Origin of the sequence: Streptomyces tagetis (genome assembly GCF_018069565.1) — a bacterium.
GTDB classification, from domain to species: domain Bacteria; phylum Actinomycetota; class Actinomycetes; order Streptomycetales; family Streptomycetaceae; genus Streptomyces; species Streptomyces tagetis.
Genome location: NZ_JAGPNL010000011.1, coordinates 135,367 through 161,743 on the forward strand (window position 1 = coordinate 135,367; position 26,377 = coordinate 161,743).

Consider the following 26,377-nt stretch of genomic DNA (forward strand, 5'->3'; position numbering starts at 1 on the left):
GGCACGGGACCTCCGCCCGCTGTTCAGCTCGCGAGGTAGCTGGTGGAGGCCGGGTCCAGCCGTATGACGACCTCCCCTCCGGGGCGCAGGTTCTGACCGGCCCGGGTGGACGCGGTGACGGCCACGTCTCCCGTACGGATGACGAGTTCGAGCCGGTCACCGAGGTATTCGGCCGACTCCACCACTCCGGCGAACTCGTTGTCGCCCGGCGTCGCGCCGGTGCCGCCCGTGCGCACGCCGACGTCCTCGGGACGCACGCAGACGAACCCGCCGTCGTGGTACCGCACCTCCTCGCCCTGGCCGGTCCGGGCGCAGAGCACCGGCCCGATGTCGGTCTTGGTGAGCACTCCGCCACCCGGGCCCGACGAGGCGTCCCGTACCGGGAACAGGTTGGCGCTGCCGATGAAGTCGGCGACGAAGGAGGAGCGGGGGTGGTCGTAGAGCCGCTCGGGCCGGTCGATCTGTTCGATGCGGCCCTGGTTCATCACGATCACGGTGTCCGACAGCGCCAGCGCCTCGGACTGGTCGTGGGTGACGTACAGGGCGGCGACACCGAACCGCTCCTGGAAGGACCGCAGTTCCTGCCGGAGCTTGGCCCTCAGCTTGGCGTCGAGGTTGGACAACGGCTCGTCCAGCAGCAGGACCTGGGGGTCGCCGAGGAGCGCGCGCGCCAGGGCGAGGCGCTGTTGCTGCCCGCCGCTGAGCTGGGTCGCCCAGCGGTCGGCCATCGCGGCGAGGCCCACCTGTTCCAGCATCTCCAGCGCGCGCTGACGCACCTCGGGTCCCTTGCGCCGGTTGCGCCCGTGACGCAGGGGGAAGGCGGCGTTGTCGATGACGCGCATGTGTGGCCAGATGCCGTACGACTGCGGCACCATGGCGATGGGCCGGTCCTCGGGCCTGACGTGCTGCTTCGTCCGGGCGTCGAACATGACCTCGCCGCCCATCTCGATCCGGCCCTCGGAGGCTTGCTCCAGGCCGGCGACGCAGCGCAGGGTGGTCGTCTTCCCGCATCCGCTCGGCCCCAGCAGGGTGACGAACTGGCCCTGGGGGACCTCGAAGGAGATGTCGTCGATCGCGTAGGCCGAGCCGGCCTTCGACGGCTGCTCGTAGGACTTGCGCAGTCCGCTGATGGTGATCGAGTTCTTGGCTTCCCTGGCCATCACTTTCCCCTTGCTCTCTGTCATGCCTGCTTCTCCGCACTGTGTCGGTTGACGAGCCACACCGCGAGCGTGGAGATCGCCAGGATGATCACTGCGAGGGCGCCGGCCTCCGGGTAGTCGACACTCGAGGTGAAGGTGTCCCACAGCAGCACCACCAGCGTTCTGTTGTCCGCGCCCGTCAGCAGCAGGGCGATCGGCAGCTCGCCCAGGGCGTGCGCGAAGACCCACAGCCAGCACTTCCACAGGGCCGGCCGCAGAAGGGGCAGCAGGATCGTCCGCGTCACCGTCATGGGGCTCGCACCCGTGACGCGCGCCGCCTCGACGAGGCCGTCGTCGAGTTGGAGCAGGGCGGTGTGCACCATCCGTGAACCGCGGGGGAGGAACCGTGTCGTCAGCGCGACGATGATGATCCAGACCGTTCCGTAGATCGGCACCGGGAGGTAGAGGTAGAGGAAGAGCACGGCCGCGCCGAGGACCACGCTGGGGATGCCGAAGACCAGGAACGTGGCCTCGAAGAGCATGGTGCTGCCCCGGAACCGGTTCCGCGTCGCGGCCACGGCGATCCAGACCGACATGGCCGTGGTCACGGTCGCGGTGATCAGCACGACCTGCCCGGTGTTGAGCAGGACCTCGCCGATGTCCGAGGAGGAGAGGACGCGGCGGTAGCTCTCCAGCGTCATCGAACTCAGGCCGGACCAACTGAAGGGCCGGGCATAGGGCGACAGGCTCGTCCAGATCAGGGCCACGATGGGCAGCACGATGGCCACGAACATGTAGGCCGAGACGACCAGGAAGAGCGGTATCCGCCAGCGGCCGAGGGAGACCCGGTGGGGGCGGTAGCCCTTGCCGACCACCACCCGGAAGCGGTGGGTGTCCCGGACGCGGCGCCGGTAGACCATCAGCATGACGAGCGAGAGTGCCAGCACGATCACGCCGTACGTGCTCGCCTGCCCGTAGTTGGCGACGCCGCTGGGCGGTTGGAGCGAGTACTGGATGAAGCTGCTGTACACGAAGATCTGCTTGGGCAGGCCCAGGATGGCCGGGATGGCGAATCCCTCCAGGGCGACGACGACGAGCAGCATCCCCGCGGCCGACACGGCCGGCGTGATGAGGGGGAAGACGATCAGCCGCAGTCGCCGCCACAGGGGCGCTCCCACGGTCGCCGCGGCTTCCTCCAGTTCGGGGTTGAGCCGGGCGAAGGCCGGCGCGATCATCAGGTACATGCTGGGCACGCCGAAGATGCCCATGACGAGGATCATGCCCGGCAGTGAGTAGACGTCCACGGTGATGCCGAAGACCCGGCGGACGAGCAGGGCCAGGGGGCCGTTCGCGGGGTTGGCCACCAGGGCCCAGGCGATCGCCATGACGGTCACGGGGACGGCCATGGGGGCGAGGGCGAGCGGGGCCAGGAACGAGCGTCCCGGGATGTCCGTCCGCTCGAAGAGATAGGCGAGGCTCACGCTGAGCACCAGCGCCACGATCAGCGATCCGACCACGTAGATGGCCGTGTTGAGCGTGACCTCGCCGAGCCGGCTGGAGGAGAGGACCGCCCGGAAGTTGTCCAGGGAGAACCCGGGCACCTCGAAGGGCAGTTCGGTGGTCGACGCCTTCAGGCTGCTGTACAGCAGGATCGCCAGCGGGACCAGAACGAGGTATCCCACCAGGAGGATCATGGCGAGGTTGACGAGGGTCCCCGCCGCACGGCGTTCCGTGCGCGGGCGGCGCTCGGGGGTGGGGGCGTCGCGTCCGCCGGCGCCGGCCGCCGGAGCGTCGTCCTCCTTGGTTGACGTCAGTTCCATCACGACCTCCCGCGTCGTAGAACGTCTTGGTCCGCGTTGCGTGCCGAACCGGCGCCGCGACCGTGTGGTGCGCGGCGCGGTCCGACGGCCGGCAGGTCAGCCGACATCTGTCCCGAGCGCCTTCTCGACCTTCGGGAAGAACCCCGAAAAACTCTTGTAGTCGTCCAGGGTCTTGGTGCCGAACCACGTCAGGTTCGCCTCGCAGATCGCCTGGAGGACGGCGTTGTCGCCGGGATTCGAGCAGTCGGTGTCGACCGGAATCCGGGAGTTGTACGTCTTCGCGAGCAGGTTCTGGGCCTCGTCGGACGAGAGGAACGAGGTGAGCAGCACCGCCGCGGCGGGGTGCGGTGCGCCCTTCGGCACGTACAGGTAGGACTCGTTGGCGTTGGTCGGCGACAGCGGTGCCACCGCGACCGGGGCGCCCTTCGCCCGGCCCTCCAGCACGAGGTTGATGAGGCTGGTCCCGATGCTCACCTGGCCCGACTCGATCGGGGCCTCGGCCTGGGTCGTGTTGGGGGTGAAGTGCGGCTTCTGCGCGGTGAACTTCTCGGCCCAGGCGATGGCCCCGGTCTGGCCCAGCGCCGGGTCCAGGTCCCATACGGTCATGAACGACGCGCGGGACTCGGCCGAGACCTGTCCGCCGTTCCAGCGGGGCTTCAGCAGGTCGTCCCAGGTCTTCGGCAGGTCCTCGGGCTTGACCTTGTCCGTGTTGTAGGCCCAGACCTTCGGCACCGACCAGATGTAGACGAGGCTCTTCTCGAAGACGTTCTCCTTGCCGATGTCGTAGCGGGACCAGTCGACGTCGTCGGCCAGTTGCAGCGAGGGCAGGACGGTGAGCCCGCCGGCGTTGGCGACGTCGATCGACACCTTCCGCGCGGCCTGCTCCATCTTGAGCTGGCTCACCTGGTCCGGGGCCTTGGTGTTGGTGTACTTGACCTTGATCCCGGGGTACTTCTTCTCGAACAGGTCGATCACCGGCTGCATCTGGTTCTGCGGCTTGGGGGCCGACCAGGCGACCTCGCCCTCGCTCTTGGCCTGCTTGACGATGTCGCTCATCTCCGTCGGCAGGCTCTCGGTGTCGGAGCCGTTTCCGCACGCCGAGAGCGAGGCGGCGGTGATGAGCAGGACGCCCGCCGCCGCGGAGAGCCGGAGCCGTCCGGCGCGTGCCGGGTGCTTCGGGCCGGTGGCGGCGTCGAACGGTCCCACAGCCTTGTTCGTCCGGATGTACCTCATGATCGTTCCTTCCTGGTGGGTGATCCGCTCCGGCCGCTTCGCGGCTCTCGCGTGTCCTGGCCCGTATCGGTGCCGAGCGTCCTGCCGGCCGTCGGGGAGAAGCTCGTGCGGTTCCGGTGGTGGTCGGGGGTCCTGGCGCCGGACCGCGTCATGTCCTTCTCGCGGGCCGCCCGGAGGACGGCGTCGGCGCCGGGCTTCGAGCCGTGCCGGCGTTCCGCGGGCCTCGTCCGGCCGGAGGATCGAGGCGAGCGGCACCGCCGCGGCCGGGCGCCGTGCCGGCCTCGGCACAGGAGGGCGGGGGCCGCCGACGGGGGCCGGGGAGAGCCCGTGCCGCTGCCGGTGGGCCGGTCGGCGTGCGTGCCGTCCACCGGTTCCGGGGGCCGCCGGTGGGATGTCATGGCGTGCCTACGGCCACTCTGTAGACCCGCGCGGCGTTGCCGCCGAGCACCGCCGCGAGGTCGTCGGGCTCCAGCCACGACAGGCGGTCCTCGATCGCCCCGCGCAGCTCGGCGAGCGCCCCCGCGGAGGCCGGGAAGTTCGAGCCCCACATCACCCGCCGGGCGCCGAACATGCCGACGAGGCGGCGCAGCACCTCGGTGACGTCGGCGCCGGGCTCGTCGTCGAGCCGGCGCAGCGCGGGCGGGGTCACCTTGAGGTGCACACCCTCGAAGCCGGCCAGCCGGCCGATCTCGTCCAGGTGCGTGTAGGGCGGGCCCCCGGCCGCGTTGGGGCGTCCGGCGTGGTCGAGCAGCACCGTCATGCCGGGGCGGGTCCGCAGCACGTCGGTGAGTTTCGGTACGTCCTTGGAGTGCATCTGGATGCAGACCGGGATGTGGTGGGAGGCCACGTAGTCCCAGACGGCCTCCATGCGCTCGTCCGAGACGCCGGCGCCGGGTGTGGGCACCTTGGTCGTGCCGTCGGACACCCTGATCCGGACGCCGCGAAAGCCGCGTTCCTCGATCCAGTACCGCAGGGTGTCGACGGCCGAGTCGGCGAGGAAGTCCACCGAGCAGACACCCACCAGGCGGTCGGGGTGGCGCTCCAGGGCGTCAGCGGCGTACCGGTTGTCGAAACCGTAGACGGTGGACGCCTGCACGAGCGCGGCGTGCTCCACGCCCGCCGCGTCGAGGCTGCGGATCAGCCCGTCGGCGTCGACGGGGCGCAGCTCGGACCACTGGGAGCGCGTGCCGCCGAGCGGCTGCGAGGGGTAGGTTCCGGTGTCGGCGGAGAGGGCGTGGGTGTGGGTGTCGAAGTAGTGCATCGATTCTCCTGGGGAGGGTGTCGGAGCCGGGCGTCGGGACGGCGGGCCGTCCGGGGCCCGTTCAGGCCCGCGCCACGTACTCCGTGAAGTCGGCGAAGAGCGACTCGGCGGTCATCGCCGAGCGGATGACCTCCTGCTCGCGGGCATGGCGGATCGCGGTGTCGAGGGTGGCCAGCAGGGTGTCGGTGACGCCGTACCGGACCACCGCCTCGCGGACCGTCCCGCCCGTCTCCGTCCTGGCCAGGTCGATGCCGCGCGTCAGCGCCTCGTAGACCGAGCGGACGAGGTCGGGCCGCGCCTCCACCAGGTCGCGCGGGACCACGGCGAGGTGGTTGACCGGAATCCAGCCGTGCTCCCGGACGTGCTCCTCCTGCCGCGCCTGCCAGTCGGGGATCAGCGGCACGAGCCCGTCGACGTGATCCGCCGAACGCGCTCCCATCACCACGGCCGCGAGGTCCCCGGCGCGCAGCAGGTCGACGAGTCGGCCGTCGGTGCGCTCGACGTTCGCGGGTTCCTCCACGGAGGCGACGTGCGGTTCCTCCGTCGTCACCCAGGTGACGTCCCGTGAGGCGACGCCGTACGTGTCGCTCAGCAGGCCCCGGACCCACAGCCCGGTGGTCTGGCTGTAGGCGCGCACCCCGACGCGGCGTCCCCGGAGATCGGCGGGGCCGATGCCGCCCTCCCAGGTCCAGATCGAGCGGTAGTGGTGGTTGCCGTGCAGCACGACGGGGAGGGCCACCACCGGCCGGCCGGCCTCGACGGCCTGGAGCAGGGTGGCCAGGGCGAGTTCGCACACGTCGTAGCGCAGCTCGCGCACCATCGGGGCGAACGCCCGGTGGATGGGCTCCACTTCGGCGAAGTCGAGTGCGCATCCTTGCGGTACGACCGTGCCGTCCTTGAGGGCCCGGGTGTGGGCGTAGTCGCGGAGCGCGACCTTGAGCGGGTTCACGCGGGCACCGTCCCGCCCCGTCCGTCCCGCACGCGGGCGCCGGTCGAACAGGAAGTGCTCATCTGCTGCCTCCGAGGTCTGTGAGGTGCACCAGTCCGGTCGACGCGCCCGTCCGCGCGGTCACTCGCGAGGAGGAGGGGAGGGGGGAGGCCGTGCGCCGCGTGGGGGGGGGGCGGCGGTTCGTCCGGGGCGGTGCGTGAGTGCTGAACTGCGACAGTGGTGCGCCCGATGCACCTGGTGGAGCATCGTGGTCGGCTGAAATCATCTGCTGAAGCGGACCCGGCAACCTGCGGGAGATCCGAGATTGTCGGACAAGCAGTGCCGGGAACGTAACACCACCACCTTGGCGCTGCAAGAAGTGTGCAGAAATAACCTCTACTTCCCCGAAGCAGTCGCCACCCCCTCGGTGGATTGTTCGACAACCGGGGCGGCCGGCCGGACCATGGGCTTCGGCGCATGCGGCGCGATCCCGTTGGTACGGCAGATGGTGCGAGCCGGGCGGCCACGAGGGCACCCTGAGGGACCCATCCACTGTTTGTCCAACAATCCTGAGCCGCACAAGGTTGAGGCGGTGCCCTGAAGAGGGATTTCCTGCACCTACCTTGTCGGCACGAGGCAAGGGTGTTACGTTCCCGTCACCGGTTGTCCGACAATGCATGCGACGCCTGGTCGCAGGGCGACTGATCCGGAACGGCAGCGGCCGTCCAGGCACCCCGACCGGCCCGCGACGAACCGCCGGCCGGCACATCAGCCCGCCACGCCGCCGCGCCGTCCTCTCCTTCCCACGACGCCACGCCCGCCGCCGAGTGAGGTTCATGCCTTGATATCGATCACGGAAGAGATCGCCGTACCCAGTCCTCCCGACCGCGTGTGGGAGGTCATCTCCAACCCCTCGGACGTCGTGTCCTGCATCGGCGGTGCCGAGCTGGGGGCCTCCCACGACGACGGGTCGTTCGACGCGACGCTCGCCATCAGGTTCGGGGGCATCCGGGTCAAGTTCGCCGCCCGGGTCACCCTGGACCTCGACGAACCCGCGCGTGAGGGCCGCCTCTCGGCCCGCGGCAAGGACGGCCAGGGCGCCACCCGCTTCAGCGCCCAGGCCACCTTCCGGGTCGTCCCCGGAGAAGCACCCGGCACCTCGCTGGTCGCCTGCGACGGCGAGATCAAGCTCAACGGCAAGCTCGCCAGGCTGATCGAGTCGGGCGCGGGCGTGGTGGTCTCCAAGATGACCAAGGAGTTCACCGACGAACTCGTCCGCCTCTGCGCCGGGCCGGGCGAGCCGCCCACGGCCCCGCCCGCCGAACCGGCGCCGGCGACCGCCCCCTCGCACCCGGCACCGGCCCGCCCGGCCGGCCTGCTGGCCCGTCTGCGCGCGTGGTGGGAGAAGCGCAGGGCCCGGCGCTCACCGGCCGCGTCCCACCCGGTCCACCCCTCCGACGAATCTCTAGGCCAAGGAGGCCGGCGATGACGACGTCCAGGCTCAACAAGGTGATCGGCACACTCGCCGAGGGCAAGCACGTCTTCGCGACGTTCGCTGCCGCGGACCCGGCTTCCGCCATCGAACTCGGCACCACCGACTACGACGCGGTGGTGTTCGAGATGGAACACAAGCCCTGGGACATCAACGCGCTCCGGGACAGCTTCCAGTACCTCCTCAACCGGCGCCGCGTCTTCGAGGCGGACAGCCTCGCGCCGGCCGTCACCCCGCTGGTCCGCATCCCCGCCAACGGCGCCGAGAAGGCGCAGTGGCACGCCAAGCAGGCACTCGACCTCGGCGCGTTCGGCATCGTCTGGCCGCACATCTCCACCGTGGACGAGGCCCGCAACGCCGTCGCCGCCTGCCGTTACCCGCGGCTGCCCGACGCCCCCCGGTACGAGCCGGCGGGTCTGCGCGGCGACGGCCCGCACGCGGCGACGCGCTACTGGGGCATCCCGAACACCGAGTACTACGCGCGGGCCGACGTGTGGCCGCTCGCCCCCGACGGCGAGATCCTCGTCGGCCTCATGATCGAGGACCAGCTCGGCATCGAGAACCTGCCGGACATCCTCGACCGGGTGCCGGGAATCGGCCTGATCCTCATCGGCGAGGGCGACATGAGCCAGGAGCTGGGAGTCCCCCGCCAGTACGAACACCCCCGCGTCCTCGAATGCAAGCGGCGCATCCTCGACATCTGCCGGGAGCGCGGCGTCGCCGTGGGCCACCCCCACGTGACCGCGGACAACGTCGAGCGGGTGCTCGACGACGGCTACCGGTTCCTGATGTCGGCGCCCGTACGCACCTACCCCGGCCTGGACAGGGGCCGGGAACTGACCGGCCGCGGCTGACGGCACGCCCGGACCCGACCGAATCAGACCGGACCGAATCGGACTAAACCACGCCGAATCGGACTGGACCAGACCGGATCGGACCGGACCGGGTCCGCGCGACCACACCCCGCGTCACCACGAGTTTCGGAGCAATCCATGATCATCGACTGCCATGGTCACTTCACCACGGCGCCGCCCGCCCTGGGCGAGTGGCGGACCCGACAGATCCGCGCCTACGAGGAGACCGGCGCCCGCGTCTCGCCCGACGAACTGCGCATCGGCGACGACGAGATCCGTGCGGTCATCGAGAACGGCCAGCTCAAGTTGCAGAAGGAGCGCGGCACCGATCTGACGCTCTTCTCGCCGGGCGCGGGCAAGATGGCCCACCACTACGGCGACGAGCGGACCAGCCTGGACTGGTCCCGGGTGACCAACGACCTGATCGCCCGGGTGTGCGGCCTCTTCCCCGGGCGGTTCGTGGGGGTGTGCCAGCTCCCGCAGTCCCCGGGCGACGCGCTCGCCGCCTCCGTACGCAACTCCGTCACCGAACTGGAGCGGTGCGTCGAGGAGCTGGGCTTCGTCGGCTGCCTGCTCAACCCCGATCCGTCGGACGGGTACTACCAGGCCCCGCCGCTCACCGACCGCGTCTACTACCCGCTGTACGAGAAGATGGTCGAGCTCGGTGTCCCCGCCATGATCCACGTCGCGATGTCGAGGAACCCGGCGCTGCACGGCACCTGCGCCCACTACCTCGCCGGCGACACCGCCGCGTTCATGCAGCTCTGCCTCTCGGACCTGTTCACGGACTTCCCCGAGCTGCAGTTCGTCCTGCCGCACGGCGGGGGCGCCGTTCCCTACCACTGGGGCCGCTACCGGGGCGTCATGCTGGACCGGGGCCGTCCGCCGCTGGAGGAGTCGATCCTGCCCAACGTCTCCTTCGACACCTGCGTGTACGACCGGCGCGGCATGCAGTTGCTGCTGGACAACGTTCCCGTCCGGAACGTCCTGTTCGCCTCGGAGATGATCGGCGCGGTGCGCAGCGTGGACCCGGAGACCGGGCGGCGGTTCGACGACACCAAGTTCACGATCGACTCCCTCGGCACGCTGAGCGACTCCGACCGGCAGGCGGTCTACGGAGGCAACGCGCTGCGGGTCTTCTCCCGTCTCGACAGTGTCCTGAAGGCCCGTACGACCGCCACGGCAGCGGTGAAGGAGGAGCAGAAGTGAAGGTCTACGAAGCACTCGCCGAGGCGTTCGTCCGGGAGGGCACCAGCGACGTCTTCGGCATGATGGGCGACGCCAACATGCACTGGATGAACGCGCTCGCCGAGCGCGGCGTCCGGTTGTACGAGGTGCGGCACGAGGGTTCCGGCCTCGGCATGGCGGACGGCTGGGCCCGCGGAGCGGGGCAGCCCGGCGTGGTCACCACGACCAGCGGTCCCGGAGTCGCGCAACTGGCCACCTCCATGATCGTGGCCAGCCGGGCGGGCACCCCCCTCGTCGCCTTCTGCGGCGAGGTGACGCTCGGCGACGACAGCGCGGTGCAATACCTCGACCAGCGGCGCTTCGCCGAGGCGATCGAGTGCGAGTTCATCCACGTGGCCCGGCCCGAAGCGGCCCAGGAGGCCGTGCGGCGGGCCTTCTACCTGGCCCGGACCGAGTCCAGGCCGGTGATGATCAGCGCGCCCGTCGACGTCCAGCTCGCCGAACTCGACGACTACGACGAGGACTACGAGCCGTCCACCACCCTGATCTCACGCCCCCGGATGCTGCCCGACCCGGACGCCGTGCGGGCCGCCCGCGACCTGGTCCAGAACGCGGAGCGCGTCGTGATCATCGCGGGCCGCGGGGCGCGCAAGGCCGACGCCGGCGAGGAGATCCTCGCCCTCCAGGAGCGGACGGGCGCCCTGCTGGCCACCACCCTCCAGGCGAAGAACTGGCTGTGCGACCGCACCGACTTCCACGTCGGGCTCTCCGGCCTGTTCGGCGACAAGGCGTCCATGGAGCTGCTCCAGGAGGCCGACTGCGTCATCGCGGTGGGCGCCAGCCTGAACCACTACACGATCGAGAGCGGCTACCTCTACCCCGAGGCCAAGTACGTCCACATCGACACCGCCCCGCACCTGGTGATGGGCAACGGCAAGGCGGCCGACTGCCACCTCCAGGCCGACGCGGTCACCGCGCTCGCCCTGCTGACCGAGGAACTCGACGCAGGGTCCGTACGGCTGGAGGGCTACCACACCGACGACGTCCGGCAGCGGCTGACGGCCCGGCTCCAGCCGCCGGCCGAGTACGTGCGCGAGCCCGGACTGCTCGACCCGCGGGAGGCGATCTGGATACTCGACCGCGAACTCCCGGGCGAGATGGGCCTGGTACTGGGCAGCGGGCACCAGACCGACTTCGGGACCATGCTCTTCCAGCGCTCCCGCGACGTCCTCTCCAACTACGGCATGTTCGGCGCCATCGGCCAGGCCCCGCTGATCGCCCTGGGCCAGATGATCGCCAACGGCAACCGGCCCGGCTTCGTCGTGGAGGGCGACGCCAGCTTCCTCATGCACCTGTCCGAGTTCGAGACGGCGTGCCGGTACGACGTCCCCCTGCTGGTCGTGGTGATGAACGACCAGGGCCTCGGCGCCGAGTACCACAAGGCCAAGGCGATGAAGCTGGACCCGGACCTGGCGACCATCTCCACACCCGAACTCGGCCGCGTGGCCGAGGCGCTCGGCGGCGGCGGGGCCACGGTCCGCTCCGCGCGGGAACTGCGGGAGGCGCTGGCGGAGTACGTGAGCAACCCCCGGCCCACCGTGATCGACGTCCGCATCACCCGCCAGGTGCTGAGCACGCCGTACCGCCGCATCCAGTACGGCGAGGACGTGTGAGCGCGGCCGGACGAACACGACGACACCGCAACACACGGACGAGGAGAGACGGATGAAGTTGGTGCTCGGCCGCGACGACCTCGCGGCTGCCGCGGTGGCGGCCGTACGCGAGACGGGAACGGAACCGGAGCGGGTCGCCGTCAAACCGGTGCACAAAGCCTCCCGAGGCTTCGTGAACGAGTCCCGCGCGGACCTGTGCGAAGTGGCCATCGTGACCGTCCTCCAGGCCGTCGCCCACGACAAGCCCGTGCTGCTCCTGCCGGTCACCACGCTCGGCCGCCACCAGCACCAGACCCTGGTGACCCTCGGCAAGCTGTCGGTCGCCGACGTGGAGGGACACAGCGTCGGGGTCCGCTCCTGGAGCCAGACCACCGGCGTGTGGATGCGCGGCTTCCTCACCGAGCAGTACGGCGTCGACCTGCGCAAGGCGCAGTGGACGACGTACGAGGACAGCCACGTCGACGGAGCCCACGACCCGGCCTGGGTCCGGCGGGCACCGGAGGGGGCCAGGCTGCCGGCGGACTTCCTGGAAGGCCGCCTCGACTTCGGGATCATGGGCAACGAGCTCCCCTCCGACGACCGCATCCGCACGGCCGTCGCCGACGCCCGCGAGAGCGCCGAACAGTGGTCCCGGGACCAGGGGTTCGTCCCGGTCAACCATGTGGTCGGCGTCTCCGGACAGGCCGCCGCGGAACACCCCGCCGCCGTCCTCGCCGCCTACGACGCCCTGCGCTCGACGCTCCGGGCCGAGGCCGAGCCGGGACCGGTGCCCCTGCACCCGGTGGGCTTCGAGGCCCTGCGCGGCGCCTTCACCAAGGCAGCCGCCTACGCCCTGGAGCAGGGCGTGATCCCGCGGGCCGTGGACTACGACGAACTGGTCGACCGGTCCTGCGCGGCGCTCGGCGTACCACCGGCCCGCCTCGGCGGCTGAGCCGGCGGCGCACGGACGGCCCCACCCCCGCAGACAGACGAGGAGAGACGATGACGGACAAGCTCACGATGGTCCTGGGCGACTACCCGCACGCCGGGCCGCTGCTGGACGGCGACATCACGATGGAGGGGTACGCGGTCGAGCCGGTGGAGGTCGCACCGGTCATCGGCGCCTACCGCCGGATGATCCGCGACCTGGAGTTCGACGTGTGCGAACTGGCGCCGGTGTCCTACCTGATGGCACGCCAGGCAGGCGTCGAACTGACCGCGGTGCCGGTCTTCCTCAACCGGCGCTTCCACCACGGCGACGTGCAGTGCGCCGCCCACTCCGGCATCCGCGTGCCGAAGGACCTGGAGGGACGCCGGATCGGCGTCCGGGCGTACTCCGTGAGCACGGGGGTGTGGGTGCGCGGCGTGCTGCGCGACGAGTACGGCGTGGACATCGACACCATCACCTGGGTGGTGGACGACGACGACCACGTCGAGGGCCGCGTCCCGTCCAACGTCGAGCGGGTCACCGACGGACGCTCGCTGGCCGAGCTGCTGCGCACCGGGGAGATCGACGCCGCCCTGACCGGCAACGCCGGCACCGGGCGGGCGGGCGCCCCCCGGGCGGGCTGGTCGGCGGCGACCGAAGCCGAGCCGGCCGACGACGGCCCGTACCCCCTCTTCCCCGAGGCCGCGACCGTCGCCGTGGACTGCTACCTGCGGACCGGCGTCTACCCGCTGCACTCGGTGGTCTCGGTCCGCTCCGAGCTGGTGGCGCGCGACCCCGAGCTGCCGACCCGGCTGTACACGGCGTTCGCGCGGAGCAAGAGCCGCCATCTCGCCGACCGGCCCGACTGGGCCGCGACCCCCCGACTGGCCCGCCAGCAGCGGCAGATCGGCGCGGACCCGGTCCCCTACGGCATCAAGTCCAACGAGCCGAGCCTCACCGCGATGGTGCGGTTCGCCGAGGACCAGGGTCTGCTCGACCCCGGTTTCCCCTCCGACCCGGCGGCGCTCTTCGCCCCCGGCGACTACCCGGACGCCTGAGCCGGGCGGCCCGCACCCCGGCCGGCCCGCACCAGAACCGAAGACAGACACCCCCAGAGGAAAGGCATCCCCCGTGGACATCGTCGACGCGCACTGCCACATCATCTCCGACGACCCGGCGAGGTACCCCCGGGCCCCGATCGGCGGCAAGCAGTCCGAGTGGGCCGCGACCCGGCCCGTGACGGCCGAGGGCATGATCAGCCGCATGGACGAGACGGGCATCGGCCAGGCCATCCTCGTCCAGGCCACCACGAACTACGGCTACGACAACTCCTACGTCCTCGACAGCGCCCGGCTCCGTCCGGAACGCTTCGTCGCCGTCGGCACCGTCGACCCGCTGCGCCCGGACGCCGCCGCCTCCCTCAAGGCCGCGGCCGGCGAGGACGGCCTCGCCGGGGTACGGCTCTTCACCAGCGGCAGCACGGTGCCCACCCAGGGCGAGTGGTTCGTCGCCCCGGAGACGTTCCCGTTCTGGGAACAGGCCGCGGAACTGGGGCTGCCCGTCTGCCTCCAGATGCGCCTGGGCGCCGCGACCGGTCAACTGCGGGAACTGCTGGAGAGGTTCCCCGACGTGAAGGTGCTCCTCGACCACATCGGCTACCCCGACATCGCCGCCTCGCCCGCGCGCGCCGGCGCCGAGGTGGCCGAGCTGGGAACCCACCCCGGTCTGCACCTCAAGCTCACCCACCGCAACCTCGAACGGCTCGACGACGCCGGTGAGGAGGCGGAGGACTTCCTCACGCCGGTCGTCGAGGCGTTCGGCGCCGAGCGGATCGCCTGGGGGTCGAACCTCCCGGCGGCCGAGCAGTCCCTGCCGGAGTTGCTCGCGCTGGCCCGGAAGGTGCTCGCGGTGCTGCCGGAGCGGGACCTGCGGGAGATCCTCGCGGGCACGGCCCGGCGCCTGTATCCGGCACTCGCCGCCGGCCGGGGCTGATCCGCCCACCACGGCCGCGTCGCCGCCCCGGGGGGCCGCCGCGTGTCGGCCATACTCCCGTCAGCAGTTGTCCTCTCCCAGCAGAACTACAGGGTGATCACGGTGGATTCCAACGGCTTCGACGAGACGGAGGCCGGCCGGACGTCGGCGACCCGTCAGAGCCAGGCGTACGACGGGCTGCGGTCGCTGCTGCTGTCGGGGAGCATCCCCCCGGGCACGCGACTGACCGAGGCCGACCTGACCAGGATGTTCAACGTCTCGCGCAGCACCATGCGGGCGGTCCTGGTCCAGCTCGCCCAGGAGGGATACGTCACCAGCGAGGTCAACCGCGGCGTGCGGACCCGCAGTTTCTCCGTCGAGGAGGCCGCCGACATCCTGGAGGCCCGCGAGACGCTGGAGTCCGCCCTCGCGGGCAAGGCCGCCGAACGGGCCACCGACGAGGAGATCGCCGAACTGCGCCGGACCCTGCGGACGATGGAGGAGTGCAAGACGCGCGGGGACCAGGCCGGATACTCGCAGGGCAACCGGCGCTTCCACCAGCAGGTCAAGGAGGCCGCGCACCAGCAGACCCTGGCGCGCGCCTACGACACCCTGCTGTACCCCCTGGTGATGCGCCAGTACCGCAACCTCACCGCTCCGCACCCGCGTACCGGTTCCCTGGAGGAGCACCAGGCCATCTTCCTGGCCATCGTCACCCGCAACCCCGAGGCCGCCACCGCCGCCATGCGCCACCACGTCGCCTCCGCGCGGCAGGCGCTGATGCTCCAGGCCCGGCGGGAGCGCGCCGACCCTCCCGGCGACCCCTCGGCCCCCTGACGCACCGCCCGCCATCCAGCAGAAAGAGACAGCATGCGCCAGCCAGTGAAGACCGAAGCGGGCTTGGTGGAGGGCATACCGGGATGGGACCGCTCGGTCACCGTCTTCCGCGGCATCCCCTACGCGGCTCCCCCGGTCGGAGATCTGCGCTGGCGGCCACCGCGGCCCCCGGCGCCGTGGGCCGGGGTCCGCAAGGCGAACGCCTTCGGCCCGGTGGGCCCCCAGGCACCCGGACCCGAACTCGACGGACTCGACCTGCCGATGAGCGAGGACTGCCTGTACCTGAACGTGTGGACGGGCGCCACCGCCGACGACCGGCGGGCGCGTCCCGTGCTGGTGTGGATACACGGCGGCGGCTTCCGCGTCGGCACGGGCGCGCACCCCCGCTACGACGGGGAGGCGCTGGCCCGCAAGGGCATCGTGGTGGTCACCTTCAACTACCGGCTGGGCTCCTTGGGTTTCCTCGCCACACCGGAGCTGAGTGCCGAGTCCGAGCACCGCGCCTCCGGCAACTACGGGCTGCTCGACCAGGTGGCGGCGCTCGAATGGGTGCGTCGCAACATCGCGCACTTCGGCGGCGACCCCGAGCGGGTCACGATCGCCGGGCAGTCGGCCGGCGCCGGATCGGCCAACTTCCTGGCCATGTCCCCCTTGGCCGAGGGGCTCTTCCACCGCGCCGTCGCGCAGAGCCACGCCCGCCACTTCCGCGACCCGGAACTGCGGTTCCTGGCCTCCTCCTACCGCACCCTGGCCGACGCCGAGGCCGCCGGCACCCGGTACGCGGCCGAGCGGGGGGCGCGGACGCTGCGGCGGCTGCGGTCACTTCCCTGGCCGAGGCTGGTGGAGGGCAACGCCTCCGCCGTCGACAGCGCCGCCGACACGGGCGGCCCGGCCAAACCACCGCTGTTCCGGCCGGTCGTCGACGGCTGGGTGATCCCGGGCGGCTACGAGGAGACGTACTCCCGGGGGCGGCAGAACGACGTGGGGTACCTCGCGGGCAACAACCTCGACGAGAGCGGCGCGGTCCCCGAGAGCACCTTCGCCGTCTACCGTACGGCGGGCCGGAGGACCTGGCGGCCGGGCGCTCCACCGGTCCACGTCACTCGGGAAGCCTTCGTCACCGCCTCCCGCGAGAAGTTCGGAGCCATGGCGGAGGAGTTCCTGCGGCTCTATCCGGCGGACACCGACGACGATGCCGGACGCGCGCACTGCGCCGCGGTGCGCGACAACGCCCGTATCTCCACCTGGCTGTGGGCGAAGGACTGGACCGCTCGGGCCGGCCGGCCCGTGTACACGTACTTCTGGACCTACGCCTCTCCGGTGATGGGGCAGGACCCCCGCCGCGCCTCGCACGGCTCGGAGATCGACTTCGTGTTCGGCAACCTGCATCCCGACCGCGGCGAGTGGACCGACCACGACCACGCCGTCGCGGAGACCATGACCGGCTACTGGGCCAACTTCGTGGCCACCGGCGACCCCAACGGACCGGGCCTGCCGCGGTGGCCGGCGTGGTCCGCCGACACACCGTCGGTCATGGAGCTGGGCAACGCCTTCGCCCCGATACCCCTCGCGGACCCGCCCCGCCTCGACTTCTGGCAACGGTTCTTCCTGACCCAACAGGCATGGTGACGCCCACCGACGACACCGAAGACACCGAAAGCACCGGAGGCCGCTGACCGGACGCTCGCAGCCTCCCTCCAGCCCAGCCCAGCCCGTCCCGCATCCCCGCAAGATCGCCCCACCTGGCCAACCGACCCGAACCCGAACAGCAGCACCGTCCAAGACCGCCGTACACACCAGGCCGGAGAGCCCCTCCCCCACACACCACCAGCCAGCCCGCCGGACCGGCACCCCCGCCCCGGCGGGGAGGACGGCGCCTACCACTGACAACACCCCGAACCGCAAACGCGACTAAAGTGATCGACGTGAACCAACCACTCCAGCGTCCCAGGACCACCACCACTGCAAAGAAACAACAAACCCCCCGCTAAACAGCAGGTCAGAAAGGGTCTTCCCCACGTGCGTGGGGGTGTTCCGGTGTCGAGAGGTGAGGCGCAGGGTGGTTGCACGTCTTCCCCACGTGCGTGGGGGTGTTCCGCTGGTGCACGGCGCTGCCTCCCCGGTCGCGTCGTCTTCCCCACGTGCGTGGGGGTGTTCCGTTGGCCGCGCACGCCCGGTTGTTCAACTCCTTGTCTTCCCCACGTGCGTGGGGGTGTTCCGACGGTCGGCCGGTGGCTCACGCGGGTGGGACGGTCTTCCCCACGTGCGTGGGGGTGTTCCATCGATCAGATCGCAGCGCACGTAGGTGGCGGCGTCTTCCCCACGTGCGTGGGGGTGTTCCGGTGCTGCCGGTCGTCTCCGACCTCGCCGCGAGGTCTTCCCCACGTGCGTGGGGGTGTTCCGTGGCTCGGGCCGGTTTGCAAGTTACGGCGGCGGTCTTCCCCACGTGCGTGGGGGTGTTCCGAACACGATGGTCGCGCACGAACTGCGGGTGCGGTCTTCCCCACTTGCGTGGGGGTGTTCCGTCGATCACGTTCAGCCAGTCCCGGACACTGCCGTCTTCCCCACGTGCGTGGGGGTGTTCCTGCCGATAGTTCCGTACATGGGTGATGAGTCCCATCTTCCCCACGTGCATGGGGGTGTTCCGCACATCGCGGCCGGGAGCGCGGCCTCCCGGCCTCATCATTCGCGGCCTCCTCCCGACGGGCCGCTTGTCCCGACGGTCGCCTTGGAGGTGCCGGACGGCCACCGGTGTCCGCCGCGTGCCACCCCGTCCGGTGTCACTCCGGCCGCCCGAAGCGGTGGGCGGCCCAGAGCAGGGCGGCGGCACCCGTCACCAGGAGGGCGGCGGCTTCCAGCGGGAGGGGAGGCTGCCCGCCGAACCATTCGATGCCCGTCGCGGCCGTATGACCGGGCACCTGGAGCTCGATGCTCCGCCGGAGCAGATCCACGCCGTAGGCGAGCGGGTTGACGGCGGCCAGTGCCTGCGCCCAGCCCGGCAGGGCGTGCAGAGGGAAGAAGCCGCCGGAGAGGAACAGCAGCGGCATCATCACCAAGCCCAGCAGCATGTGGAACACCTCGGGGCGGCCCAGGGTCACGGCGAGGGCCAGGGACAGAGCCGTGATGGTGAAGGAGGCGAGGATCATGCCGGCGAGGAGCAGCACCAGGAGGACCGGGTCGTAGGGCAGGCCGACCACCCCGGCGAGGGCGAGCAGCACGGCGCCCTGGACGGCGGCGACGATGGTGCCGCCGGCGCAGCTTCCCAGAAGCAGGGTGGAGCGGCGTACCGGGGCCATCAGCAGTTCGCGCAGATAGCCGCTCTGGCGGTCGGTGATCAGGCGGATGCCGACCATGATGGCCGGGGTCTGCACCGTCATCATCAGCATGCCGGGGAACAGGTATGCCTGGTAGCCGACGCCCAGCCTCGACTCGGGGATGAGGGCGGCCAGCCCGCCACCGAGGATGAAGAGGTAGAGCACCGGCTGGATCAGCATCAGGGCCGTGTGGGTGTGCTGGGAGGAGAGGCGCAGCAGATCGCGGTGGACCAGTGCGTGGACCGCGCGCAACTCACGGCGCAGGCGGTTCGGCCGCGTCGCGGCCGGGCCGTCGGAAGAGTCCGAGGCGTACGCGACACCCTCGGCCCGAGGGGCGGATGTGCTCACGGTCGCCCCTCGGCCGTCGCCGTGGCCCCGCCCGGCTCGGCGGAGACGGACGCCGGCGTCTCCGTGGCCCGGTCCGGCCGGGTGAGGGTGGGCGGCGGAACGGGCCGTCCCGCGTTGATGCTTCGGCCGGTGTGATGGAAGAAGACGTCGTCGAGGGTGGGCGGGGTCGCGGAGGCGACGTGCACGGTGATGCCGTGGAGTTCGAGCACCGCACACAACCGGGGGAGCCATGAACTGCCGTCGGGTACACGCAGGTGGACCCCCTCGGCGTCCGCGGTGACGCAGACACCCGAGGGCACTGTGCGGCGCACGATGTGGCAGGCCGCCTGGTCGTCGCCGGTGCGCAGCACCACCCGGTCGTCCCCGATCGCGTCCTTCAGCGCGGAGGGCGTGCCCTGTGCCACCAGGCGGCCACGGTCGATGATGGCGAGCCGGTCGCAGTTCTCCGCTTCCTCCAGGTAGTGGGTGGTGATGAAGAGGGTGGTGCCGTACCGGTCTCGCAGGTCGCGCAGGTGCTCCCAGACCTGGGCACGGGCGTGGGGGTCGAGGCCGGTGGTCGGCTCGTCGAGGAACAGGACACGGGGCTCGTGCAGCAGGCCGCGGGCCAGTTCCAGGCGCCGTCGCATACCGCCCGACAGGGTACGCACCGGGGATCGCCGCCGGTCGGTCAGTCCGACGGCGTCGAGCGTCTCGGTGGTGCGTCTGCGCGAGTGTCGGCGGCTCATCCCGTACAGGCGGGCGTGGATGCGGAGGTTCTGTTCGGCCGTCAGGTCCATGTCCAGAGCACTGTGCTGGAAGAGTATTCCGACCTGCTGTCGTACCCGGTCCGGCCGGCTGACCACGTCGGCGCCGGCCACCGTGGCCCGGCCGGCGGTGGGGCGTGCCAGGGCGCACAGCAGGGCGATGGTGGTGGACTTCCCGGCACCGTTGGGGCCGAGGAAGGCGAAGGTCTCGCCCGGCCGCACGTCGAGGTCCAGGCCGTGGACGGCGTGCGTGGTGGTGCCGTCGGGACCCGAGTAGGTCTTGACCAGGCCGCGGGCGCTGATGGCGTACGCCTCTTCGGGAGCGGGGCCTGTGGCGTCCGGTTCCGTGGTGGCGGCGGTCAGGAGGGGGGGCCGGGCCGGGGCGTCGCCACCGGATCTTGGCTGCATGGTGGGGTCCTCGTCTGCGGGTCGTCTGCGGACTCGGCGGGCAACGGTTCGCGGCCGGGCCGCCGGGGCTCGGCGCGGCGAACTGCTCCCCCGCCACCGGAGGTGTGCTCCGGCCGGCGGCCACCAGGGGCCGCCGGCCGGAGACGTTCAAGCCCTTCTCTTCTCGCCCCGGATCAGGTCGTGGTGGGGAAGCCGGGTGCTCCCTTCCTGCTGGGAGCGGTACTCGGCGCGTCCCCGGTACGACCACTGTCGTCCCGGCCGCCGGCCGGTACCGGAGCGAGAGGGCTCACCGGCCGGTCAGGCGCAGCTGATCCCGATACAGACGGTGTTGAGGAGCGTCAGCAGGCCGATGCACTCGCAGGTCGCGGCGATCGCTCCGTCGGCGCCGACCGGGTCGGTCTCCGGAAGGGCGTGCAGTTCGGCCAGCAGTTCGAGGTCGCGGTTTTCCATGGTGGTCTCCCTCTCTGTGAGTCGGCGGCGGGGGTTCCCGTCGCTCAGCCCGGCTGGTGGATCAACCAGTGCCGGGAGTCGGTGTGTCGGGTCCGCAGGAGGAACGCCAGGATTCCCGCGGACCCGTCGCTCCAGCCGGTCGAGACTCCCCCGTACTCGTTGGGGAAGACGACGTGACCGTTGCGGTGGGCCCCTTCGGAGACGATGAGGCGGGCCAGGTCCTGGGCCGACGCGCGGTAGGCGGAGTCCCCCGTGGCCGCGGCCATGTCCAGGAGGAAGTCGCCGTTGCCCGCCAGTCCGTGGCATTGCGTGAGGGGGGCTCGGGAGGCGCGCTCCAGCACGGCGCGGGTGGCCTGGCGGGCGAGCCGGCCGAAGCGGTCGTCCCCGGTGGTCTGCCACAGTCTGAGCAGGAAGGAGCCGATGCCCGCCGAGCCGTGGCACCAGTACGGTGCCGTGGGCACGTCACCGGCCTGGGCCGGCCACTGGGCGGCCTCGCCGACCCGCACGGCCGCGGCCACCAGGCCCTCCCCCGCCGCCACGGCCAGGTCCAGGTACTCCCGGCGGTCCGCGACGGCCGCCGCGGCGAGGAGGAAGCATCCGATGCCGGCGGTTCCGTGCGCGAAGCCGAGATAGCGTTTGCCGGCCTCCTCGGAGACCGCTTCCCCGGAGAGGGTTTCGGCGGGGACCGGCCAGCTCACGCCGGTCGGGTCGCGTCGGGCGGCAGCGACCAGGCGGTCGGCCGCGTCCGTCACGAGTCCGGCGAACCGCGGGTCGCCGGTGCGGTGCCACAGGTGCGCGGCGGCGAATCCGCTGCCGGCGGTGCCGTGGGTGATGTCGTAGCTGGGCGTCGGCTCCTGCGGGGCCAGGGCGAGGGCCGTCGCGTGGTCCATGAGGGCGTGGTCGCCGACGGCGCGGCCGGCGTCGTACAGCGCCCAGGCGGTGCCACGCCCGCCGAAGTGCAGACCGGGGCGAGTGGAGCGGGTGTCGGTACGGGCTGCTGTCCAGTGGCCCGCGGTGGAGATCAGCTCCGGCAGTCGCTCGTCGCCGGTGAGCTCGAAGTACCGTGTCAGGACCGCCAGGACGCCGGCCGCGCCCTGCTGCACGGTGCAGGGGTCGGTCTCCCCCGCCACGGTGGACACGGGCCACAGCCGCCGTTCGTCCTGCGGGGTCATGGAGTCGACGAGGTGGTCGACGATGCCCGCCACCGCGTCCTGCGTCGTGTCGTGCCGTCTGTCCTCGCGGGCCGGGACGACAACGGGGTGCGCGGCGAGGCCCCGCCGCATCCGGCGCAGGGCGGCGCGCGCCCCTGCCGGGTCCCAGCGTTCGGCGGGATCGTCCCGCATCAGCCCGAGGATCATCTCGGCCATGCCGTCCGGCAGGACGAGCGTACCGGCGCAGGCGTCCAGCCATCCGGCGAGACGATACTGCGCCGCCCGGCCGGCCGGCTCCTCGGCGAGGAGGTTCGGCACCTTCCCGGCGAGAACGAAGCACACGGTGGCACCGAGGCTGTAGTAGTCGGCGCTCGGCGCGACGGGCGCGTCCGACAGCCGCTCGGGGGCGCTGAAGCCCGGCGTCCCCACCGTCGTCGGGAGGGCGGCGTCGCCCTCCAGGACGGCGAGTTCCAGGTCGACGAGGCGCAGTTCACCGTCGGGGCCGACCATGATGTTGCCGGGTGTGAAGTCCCGCAGGACGCAGCCCTGGGCGTGGGCCGCGGCGACGAGGTCCACCAGGCGCTCCGTCTGGGCCAGGGCGTCGGCGAGATAGCGCTCGCTGCCGACGTCACGGAAATGCTCGGCGACCCAGTTCCGCAACGGGATGCCCGGAATCTCCTCCTGGGCCAGGAACAGGTGCCCGCCGTGCTCGAACATCGCCAGGCGCTCGGGTGCGAGCCCGGTGCCGCTCAGCTTCTCCAGGGTCCGGGCCTCGGCGCGCAGCCAGTCGCGCACGTCGCCGGCCGCGTCGGCCTCGACGTGTGGCCGGGCCTCCTTGATGACCACGGGGCGGCCCGTGGAGACGTCCGTCCCCCGGTACACGCCGCCCTTGTTGGTGTGGCGGATCGCTTCCCGTACCGAGAAGCGGCCACCCAGCAGCACCGGTCCGCTCGGTGCCTTCCCCGCTTGCCGCGGGGTCGGTACGGAGGCGGGAAAGGGACTCACCGCCCAGGCGGGCGGGGAGTACCGGCCGGTGCGTTTGTCCTCGACGGGGTTGCCGTCCGGGTCCTCGATGAACCACACGAGCAGACCGTCGCCGGAGAGCCGGCGCCGGCCCACGAAGGCGCCGTAGCGGTAGTGCACCAGGCTGTTCGCGGCGTAGGGCTGGTCCGACAGGATGCGCGGGCCTGCCAGCCCCTCGGTGGCCCTGTGCAGCTCCCACGCGATCCTGACCGCGTCGGCGTCGGAGCGCGGATAGACGGTGAGGAACTTCCCCGAGCTTCCCCGGGGCGTGGCACGGGAGTTGAGTGCCCTCACCTGTTCCAGGGACCGGGCGTACTTGAACACCGACTCCTCCCGCAGCAGCACGTCCAGCGCCTTCGCCAGGACTTCCGGCGCGGAGACGGACGTCGCCGACACATGCAGCTTCCAGCCCTGCTCGCGCGACGTGGCGGACCGGGGCGTGAGACGGCACCACATCTCGTCGGCGTCGATGGTCCAACGCGGACCCTCGCCGGTGACGTACAGTGCCTGGCGGAGCAGGTTTTCGAGGTCTATTTCGGCTGCGTGGCTCGTCATTCATGTCCCTCTCGACGGCGAGGACCACCGGCTGAACCATGCCTTCGGTAAGAAGGTATGACTTGGCCCCGACGGAGTGAAGTCGGTCCGACAGGCGCATGGGCGTGCTGCGACACCCAGAGATGCCGACCGGCGCAGAGTGAAAGCACAAGGGAGCGAATCAAGCGGAATCCCTATCGCCGCACGCCCCCGGTGACACACCTCCTGGAATGCGGCGGGAAATTCAGGAAGGGCGCACTCCGAATACCGCGTTCCCTCTGCTCTCCGCGCCGCGGCGAGCCAGGAGAAACGGGACAAGGGACGCACCGCACAAGCCTTCACGCGGACGGCGACCGACCGCGCTCTCGGGCTCCACCACCACTCTGACCTGCCCGCACTCGGGTGCCCCGCCCGGCCGGACCATCACCGGAGCCAGGGCGAACGTTGCCGGCGCGAGGTTTCCGCCCCGGAGATCTCCTGCCGAGGAGCCAAGCGCGGAAAGGGCTTCGATCAGGTCATGACCGCACGCCCACAAAGAGGCGATCGGTGTGCCCAGTTCGCCGTCAGGCCCCTTGCGCCGCACTTCACCGAGAAGCAATTGACCGCCACCAGTCAACGAACATGTACTCGAATATAACTCACTCATTCGAATTCACCCTCTGTGGCCCCTCGAAGGGCTGAACCGGTTTTCGCCAGGCGCCCTTGCCGTAAGGCCAGGAAGTCGTCGGTCAAGACCCGTTCACTTGACACTGTGGGAGGCGAACCAGGCGGTGCGCGCTTCCCGGCTCGTCGACATCGGATCGACGACTTGGGGGCGTAGGCGCCGGCGCGGGCGGGTGCGGCACGGTGCGGCGCGTTGAACACCGGGTCGTCCGGGGCCGTACCTGTCGGCAGATCATCAGGTGTCCATCCGGAGGGAACCGGCATGAGCAGCGCATCGTTTCACCCTGCCGAGGGGCCGGCCCGCCGTACCGTCTTCGCGGCGGCCGGAGCGGCGGGGCTCACCGTCGCGCTGAGCGCGTGCGGCGGCGATCAGGAGGCGGCGGACGACTCCGCCGGGGCGTCCGCGTCGGCGGGCGGCGGGAAGGCCAAGGGCGTGCTCGCGGCGACCGCCGACATCCCCGAGGGCGGCGGGAAGGTCTTCTCCGACCGGAAGGTGGTGGTGACCCAGCCGTCGGCGGGCGAGTTCAAGGCGTTCTCGGCGACCTGCACCCACCAGGGCTGTGCCGTCGGCGGCGTCGCGGACGGCGTCATCAACTGCCCGTGCCACAACAGCGACTTCTCCATCTCCGACGGCAGTGTGAAGGGCGGCCCCGCCCGCAAGCCGCTGCCGCCCGTGGCCATCACGGTCGACGGCGATTCCATCCTGCTCGCCTGAGCCGGGCCCGGTCCGGACCGGGCGGCCCGGACCCACGAGACGTTGTAGTGAGAGGAAGAGAAGAGCGATGACCGTCACCCAGCGCCGGGGCCGGAAGATCATGATGACCCCCGGTGAGCTGGACGTGTTCCTCACCACCCAGCGCACCTGCCGGGTCGCCACGGTCTCGGCCGACGGCGCCCCGCACGTGAGCACCCTCTGGTTCCTGTGGGACGGGACCTCGATCTGGCTGTACTCGGTGGTGCGCAGCCGGCGCTGGAAGGACCTGCGGCGCGATCCGCGGGTGGCGATCGTGATCGACACGGGCGAGGAGTACCACGAACTGCGGGGCGCGGAACTCTCCGGCCGGATGGAGTTCGTCGGCGAGTCCCCCCGCACCGGGGAGCTGTGTGCCGAACTCGACCTGCCGGAGGCGCTGTTCGCCCGGAAGAACTTCGGCATGGAGGAGATGCCGCACGACGGCCGGCACGCCTGGCTGCGGCTGACGCCGGAGAAGACGGTGTCCTGGGACTTCCGCAAGCTGTCGTCGCTCTAGGCGCCGCGCTGTCGCGGGGCCTCGGGGGTCTCGGGCGTCCCGGGGATCTCGGAGGTCCCGGGGGTCTCGGGCGTCTCGAAGGCCCCGCGCGTCTTGAGCGTCCCGGAAGTCCCGCGCGTCCCGGGAGTCCCGGAGGTCTCGGGCCTCTCGCCGGTGGCCTCCGTCGACGGCCTCCCGGAGCCCTTCTCCAGACCCCCACCGGGTCCGGGGGGAGGCTCCTGGGGGCCGTCGACGCGTTCCGCCGTGGTGCGCAGGGCCTCCACCGCCGCCCGGATCGACGGGCGGCGGTCGGCGTCCGCGCGCCAGACGACGTACACGTGCCGGCGCACCCGCCGGCGTACCGGCACGGTGACCACGCCGGGCGGCATCGGGTGGCGGCCGAGCACCGGGACGATGCAGACGCCGAGCCCGGCGGCGACCAGCCCGAGCTGGGTGTGGGTCTCGGCGGCGCGGTGGCCGACGATCGGCTCGATGCCCTGCGAGCGCAGGGTGAACATCAGCCACTCGTGGCAGAACTCGCCCTCGCCCCAGGTGATCCACTCGTCCTCGGCGAACTCGGCGAGGTCCACCTCCTCGCGGCCGGCGAGCCGGTGGCCGGCCGGCAGGGCCACGTCGGCGGGGTCGTCCAGGAGCGGCGCCTTGACCAGTCCGTCGGGGAGCGGCATCGGCTTGTTGTACCAGTCGAGCACGACGGCCAGGTCGAGGTCGCCGCGCACGACGCCGGCGATGCCGCGCTCCGGTTCGAGTTCGCTGGAGCGGATGCGCAGCGCGGGGTGGGCGGCGCGCAGGGCGGCGAGGGCGGTGGGGAAGATTCCGCGGGCGGCGGTCGGGAAGGCGGACAGCCGCAGCTCACCGACGACCTGGCCGCGGTGCGCGTCCAGTTCGGACTGGGCGAGGGCGACCTGGGAGAGGATGCGGGCGGCGTGTTCGGCGAGGAGCCGTCCGGCGTCGGTGAGGCGGACGCCCCGGCCGTTCTTGGCGAGCAGCTTCTGCCCGGCCTCGCGTTCCAGCTTGGCCAGTTGCTGGGAGACGGCGGAGGTGGTGATGTGCAGTCCCTCGGCGGCGGCGCTGACCGATCCGTGCCGGGCGAGGGCGTCGAGGGTGCGCAGGCGCTCCAGGTTCAACATGTAAGCGATGCTACGAGATATCGCGTTCGAATTCTCGATTGTGCTACGAGGATGCGGTGCCGC

General features: G+C 71.4%; 20 protein-coding genes, 1 pseudogene and 1 CRISPR repeat array. Of the genes and pseudogenes, 11 read left to right on the forward strand and 10 right to left on the reverse strand.

The window, feature by feature from the left end; genetic code table 11:
- Window positions 1-23 precede the first annotated feature (23 nt).
- From J5Y05_RS29705 to J5Y05_RS29725, 5 genes are all read right to left on the reverse strand, one after another.
- Window positions 24-1,184, reverse strand: coding sequence for an ABC transporter ATP-binding protein (locus tag J5Y05_RS29705; RefSeq protein WP_210876395.1), 1,161 nt, complete (start codon window positions 1,182-1,184; stop codon window positions 24-26).
- Window positions 1,181-2,959, reverse strand: a complete 1,779-nt coding sequence (locus tag J5Y05_RS29710) for an ABC transporter permease (protein ID WP_210876396.1) — start codon at window positions 2,957-2,959, stop codon at window positions 1,181-1,183. Before J5Y05_RS29710 ends, J5Y05_RS29705 begins: the two co-directional genes overlap by 4 nt.
- Window positions 2,960-3,055: 96 nt before the next feature.
- Window positions 3,056-4,192 (reverse strand): ABC transporter substrate-binding protein, encoded by a 1,137-nt coding sequence (locus tag J5Y05_RS29715; RefSeq protein WP_210876397.1) that lies wholly within the window; start codon window positions 4,190-4,192, stop codon window positions 3,056-3,058.
- A 394-nt stretch (window positions 4,193-4,586) separates the two neighbouring features.
- Window positions 4,587-5,453 carry an amidohydrolase family protein gene (locus tag J5Y05_RS29720; RefSeq protein ID WP_210876398.1) on the reverse strand — a complete coding sequence of 289 codons (867 nt, stop codon included), beginning with the start codon at window positions 5,451-5,453 and terminating at the stop codon, window positions 4,587-4,589.
- A 61-nt stretch (window positions 5,454-5,514) separates the two neighbouring features.
- Window positions 5,515-6,402, reverse strand: coding sequence for a substrate-binding domain-containing protein (locus J5Y05_RS29725; protein ID WP_210876399.1), 888 nt, complete (start codon window positions 6,400-6,402; stop codon window positions 5,515-5,517).
- 820 nt (window positions 6,403-7,222) lie between these two features.
- Here J5Y05_RS29725 and J5Y05_RS29730 point away from each other — a divergent pair.
- The 9 genes from J5Y05_RS29730 (at window position 7,223) to J5Y05_RS29770 (ending at window position 16,932) form a co-directional block, all read left to right on the forward strand.
- On the forward strand, window positions 7,223-7,870 hold the full coding sequence (locus J5Y05_RS29730) for an SRPBCC domain-containing protein (RefSeq protein WP_210876400.1): 648 nt from the start codon (window positions 7,223-7,225) through the stop codon (window positions 7,868-7,870).
- A complete protein-coding gene (locus J5Y05_RS29735; RefSeq protein ID WP_210876401.1) occupies window positions 7,867-8,727 on the forward strand; it encodes an HpcH/HpaI aldolase family protein in 861 nt (286 codons plus the stop codon). The genes J5Y05_RS29730 and J5Y05_RS29735 overlap by 4 nt, the downstream gene beginning before the upstream one ends.
- Before the next feature lie 138 nt (window positions 8,728-8,865).
- The gene (locus tag J5Y05_RS29740; RefSeq protein WP_210876402.1) at window positions 8,866-9,936 is read left to right on the forward strand and encodes an amidohydrolase family protein; all 1,071 of its coding nucleotides are present in this window, start codon (window positions 8,866-8,868) and stop codon (window positions 9,934-9,936) included.
- Complete coding sequence (locus J5Y05_RS32510; protein WP_210876403.1) at window positions 9,933-11,588, forward strand: thiamine pyrophosphate-binding protein; 1,656 nt, start codon at window positions 9,933-9,935, stop codon at window positions 11,586-11,588. Before J5Y05_RS29740 ends, J5Y05_RS32510 begins: the two co-directional genes overlap by 4 nt.
- 52 nt (window positions 11,589-11,640) lie before the next feature.
- Window positions 11,641-12,519, forward strand: a complete 879-nt coding sequence (locus J5Y05_RS29750) for a substrate-binding domain-containing protein (protein ID WP_210876404.1) — start codon at window positions 11,641-11,643, stop codon at window positions 12,517-12,519.
- A 50-nt stretch (window positions 12,520-12,569) separates the two neighbouring features.
- Complete coding sequence (locus J5Y05_RS29755; RefSeq protein ID WP_247615536.1) at window positions 12,570-13,553, forward strand: PhnD/SsuA/transferrin family substrate-binding protein; 984 nt, start codon at window positions 12,570-12,572, stop codon at window positions 13,551-13,553.
- Between the two features lie 73 nt (window positions 13,554-13,626).
- A complete protein-coding gene (locus J5Y05_RS29760) occupies window positions 13,627-14,487 on the forward strand; it encodes an amidohydrolase family protein (protein ID WP_210876405.1) in 861 nt (286 codons plus the stop codon).
- A 93-nt stretch (window positions 14,488-14,580) separates the two neighbouring features.
- Window positions 14,581-15,303, forward strand: a complete 723-nt coding sequence (locus tag J5Y05_RS32515) for a GntR family transcriptional regulator (RefSeq protein WP_307854154.1) — start codon at window positions 14,581-14,583, stop codon at window positions 15,301-15,303.
- 33 nt (window positions 15,304-15,336) lie between these two features.
- Window positions 15,337-16,932, forward strand: coding sequence for a carboxylesterase/lipase family protein (locus tag J5Y05_RS29770; RefSeq protein ID WP_210876406.1), 1,596 nt, complete (start codon window positions 15,337-15,339; stop codon window positions 16,930-16,932).
- A gap of 379 nt (window positions 16,933-17,311) precedes the next feature.
- Window positions 17,312-17,950: a CRISPR direct-repeat array (repeat unit 29 nt; unit sequence GTCTTCCCCACGTGCGTGGGGGTGTTCCG).
- A 133-nt stretch (window positions 17,951-18,083) separates the two neighbouring features.
- Here J5Y05_RS29770 and J5Y05_RS29775 read toward each other — a convergent pair.
- The 4 genes from J5Y05_RS29775 to lanL all read right to left on the reverse strand — a co-directional run bounded on the left by J5Y05_RS29775 (window position 18,084) and on the right by lanL (window position 23,295).
- Complete coding sequence (locus J5Y05_RS29775; protein WP_210876445.1) at window positions 18,084-18,881, reverse strand: ABC transporter permease; 798 nt, start codon at window positions 18,879-18,881, stop codon at window positions 18,084-18,086.
- An 80-nt stretch (window positions 18,882-18,961) separates the two neighbouring features.
- Window positions 18,962-20,116 (reverse strand): ABC transporter ATP-binding protein, encoded by a 1,155-nt coding sequence (locus tag J5Y05_RS29780; protein WP_210876407.1) that lies wholly within the window; start codon window positions 20,114-20,116, stop codon window positions 18,962-18,964.
- 297 nt (window positions 20,117-20,413) lie between these two features.
- On the reverse strand, window positions 20,414-20,566 hold the full coding sequence (locus tag J5Y05_RS29785; protein WP_210876408.1) for a VenA family class IV lanthipeptide: 153 nt from the start codon (window positions 20,564-20,566) through the stop codon (window positions 20,414-20,416).
- A gap of 44 nt (window positions 20,567-20,610) precedes the next feature.
- The gene (lanL, locus tag J5Y05_RS29790) at window positions 20,611-23,295 is read right to left on the reverse strand and encodes a class IV lanthionine synthetase LanL (protein WP_210876409.1); all 2,685 of its coding nucleotides are present in this window, start codon (window positions 23,293-23,295) and stop codon (window positions 20,611-20,613) included.
- 904 nt (window positions 23,296-24,199) lie between these two features.
- On the opposite strand from lanL, the gene J5Y05_RS29795 reads away from it, so the two are divergent.
- A complete protein-coding gene (locus J5Y05_RS29795) occupies window positions 24,200-24,652 on the forward strand; it encodes a Rieske (2Fe-2S) protein (RefSeq protein ID WP_210876410.1) in 453 nt (150 codons plus the stop codon).
- Window positions 24,653-24,719: 67 nt separating this feature from the next.
- Window positions 24,720-25,187 carry a pyridoxamine 5'-phosphate oxidase family protein gene (locus J5Y05_RS29800; protein ID WP_210876411.1) on the forward strand — a complete coding sequence of 156 codons (468 nt, stop codon included), beginning with the start codon at window positions 24,720-24,722 and terminating at the stop codon, window positions 25,185-25,187.
- A gap of 230 nt (window positions 25,188-25,417) precedes the next feature.
- Here the strand turns inward: J5Y05_RS29800 and J5Y05_RS29805 are convergent.
- Window positions 25,418-26,314: pseudogene (locus tag J5Y05_RS29805) on the reverse strand (LysR family transcriptional regulator); the annotation flags it as partial.
- Window positions 26,315-26,377: the final 63 nt, after the last annotated feature.

What these genes read in the sequence shown, in the direction of transcription:
- J5Y05_RS29705 (WP_210876395.1), bottom strand. Translation starts at nt 1,184, where the DNA reads ATGACAGAGAGCAAGGGGAAAGTGATGGCCAGGGAAGCCAAGAACTCG.
- J5Y05_RS29710 (WP_210876396.1), bottom strand. Translation starts at nt 2,959, where the DNA reads ATGGAACTGACGTCAACCAAGGAGGACGACGCTCCGGCGGCCGGCGCC.
- J5Y05_RS29715 (WP_210876397.1), bottom strand. Translation starts at nt 4,192, where the DNA reads ATGAGGTACATCCGGACGAACAAGGCTGTGGGACCGTTCGACGCCGCC.
- J5Y05_RS29720 (WP_210876398.1), bottom strand. Translation starts at nt 5,453, where the DNA reads ATGCACTACTTCGACACCCACACCCACGCCCTCTCCGCCGACACCGGA.
- J5Y05_RS29735 (WP_210876401.1), top strand. Translation starts at nt 7,867, where the DNA reads ATGACGACGTCCAGGCTCAACAAGGTGATCGGCACACTCGCCGAGGGC.
- J5Y05_RS29740 (WP_210876402.1), top strand. Translation starts at nt 8,866, where the DNA reads ATGATCATCGACTGCCATGGTCACTTCACCACGGCGCCGCCCGCCCTG.
- J5Y05_RS29750 (WP_210876404.1), top strand. Translation starts at nt 11,641, where the DNA reads ATGAAGTTGGTGCTCGGCCGCGACGACCTCGCGGCTGCCGCGGTGGCG.
- J5Y05_RS29755 (WP_247615536.1), top strand. Translation starts at nt 12,570, where the DNA reads ATGACGGACAAGCTCACGATGGTCCTGGGCGACTACCCGCACGCCGGG.
- J5Y05_RS29770 (WP_210876406.1), top strand. Translation starts at nt 15,337, where the DNA reads ATGCGCCAGCCAGTGAAGACCGAAGCGGGCTTGGTGGAGGGCATACCG.
- J5Y05_RS29780 (WP_210876407.1), bottom strand. Translation starts at nt 20,116, where the DNA reads ATGCAGCCAAGATCCGGTGGCGACGCCCCGGCCCGGCCCCCCCTCCTG.
- J5Y05_RS29785 (WP_210876408.1), bottom strand. Translation starts at nt 20,566, where the DNA reads ATGGAAAACCGCGACCTCGAACTGCTGGCCGAACTGCACGCCCTTCCG.
- lanL (WP_210876409.1), bottom strand. Translation starts at nt 23,295, where the DNA reads ATGACGAGCCACGCAGCCGAAATAGACCTCGAAAACCTGCTCCGCCAG.
- J5Y05_RS29795 (WP_210876410.1), top strand. Translation starts at nt 24,200, where the DNA reads ATGAGCAGCGCATCGTTTCACCCTGCCGAGGGGCCGGCCCGCCGTACC.
- J5Y05_RS29800 (WP_210876411.1), top strand. Translation starts at nt 24,720, where the DNA reads ATGACCGTCACCCAGCGCCGGGGCCGGAAGATCATGATGACCCCCGGT.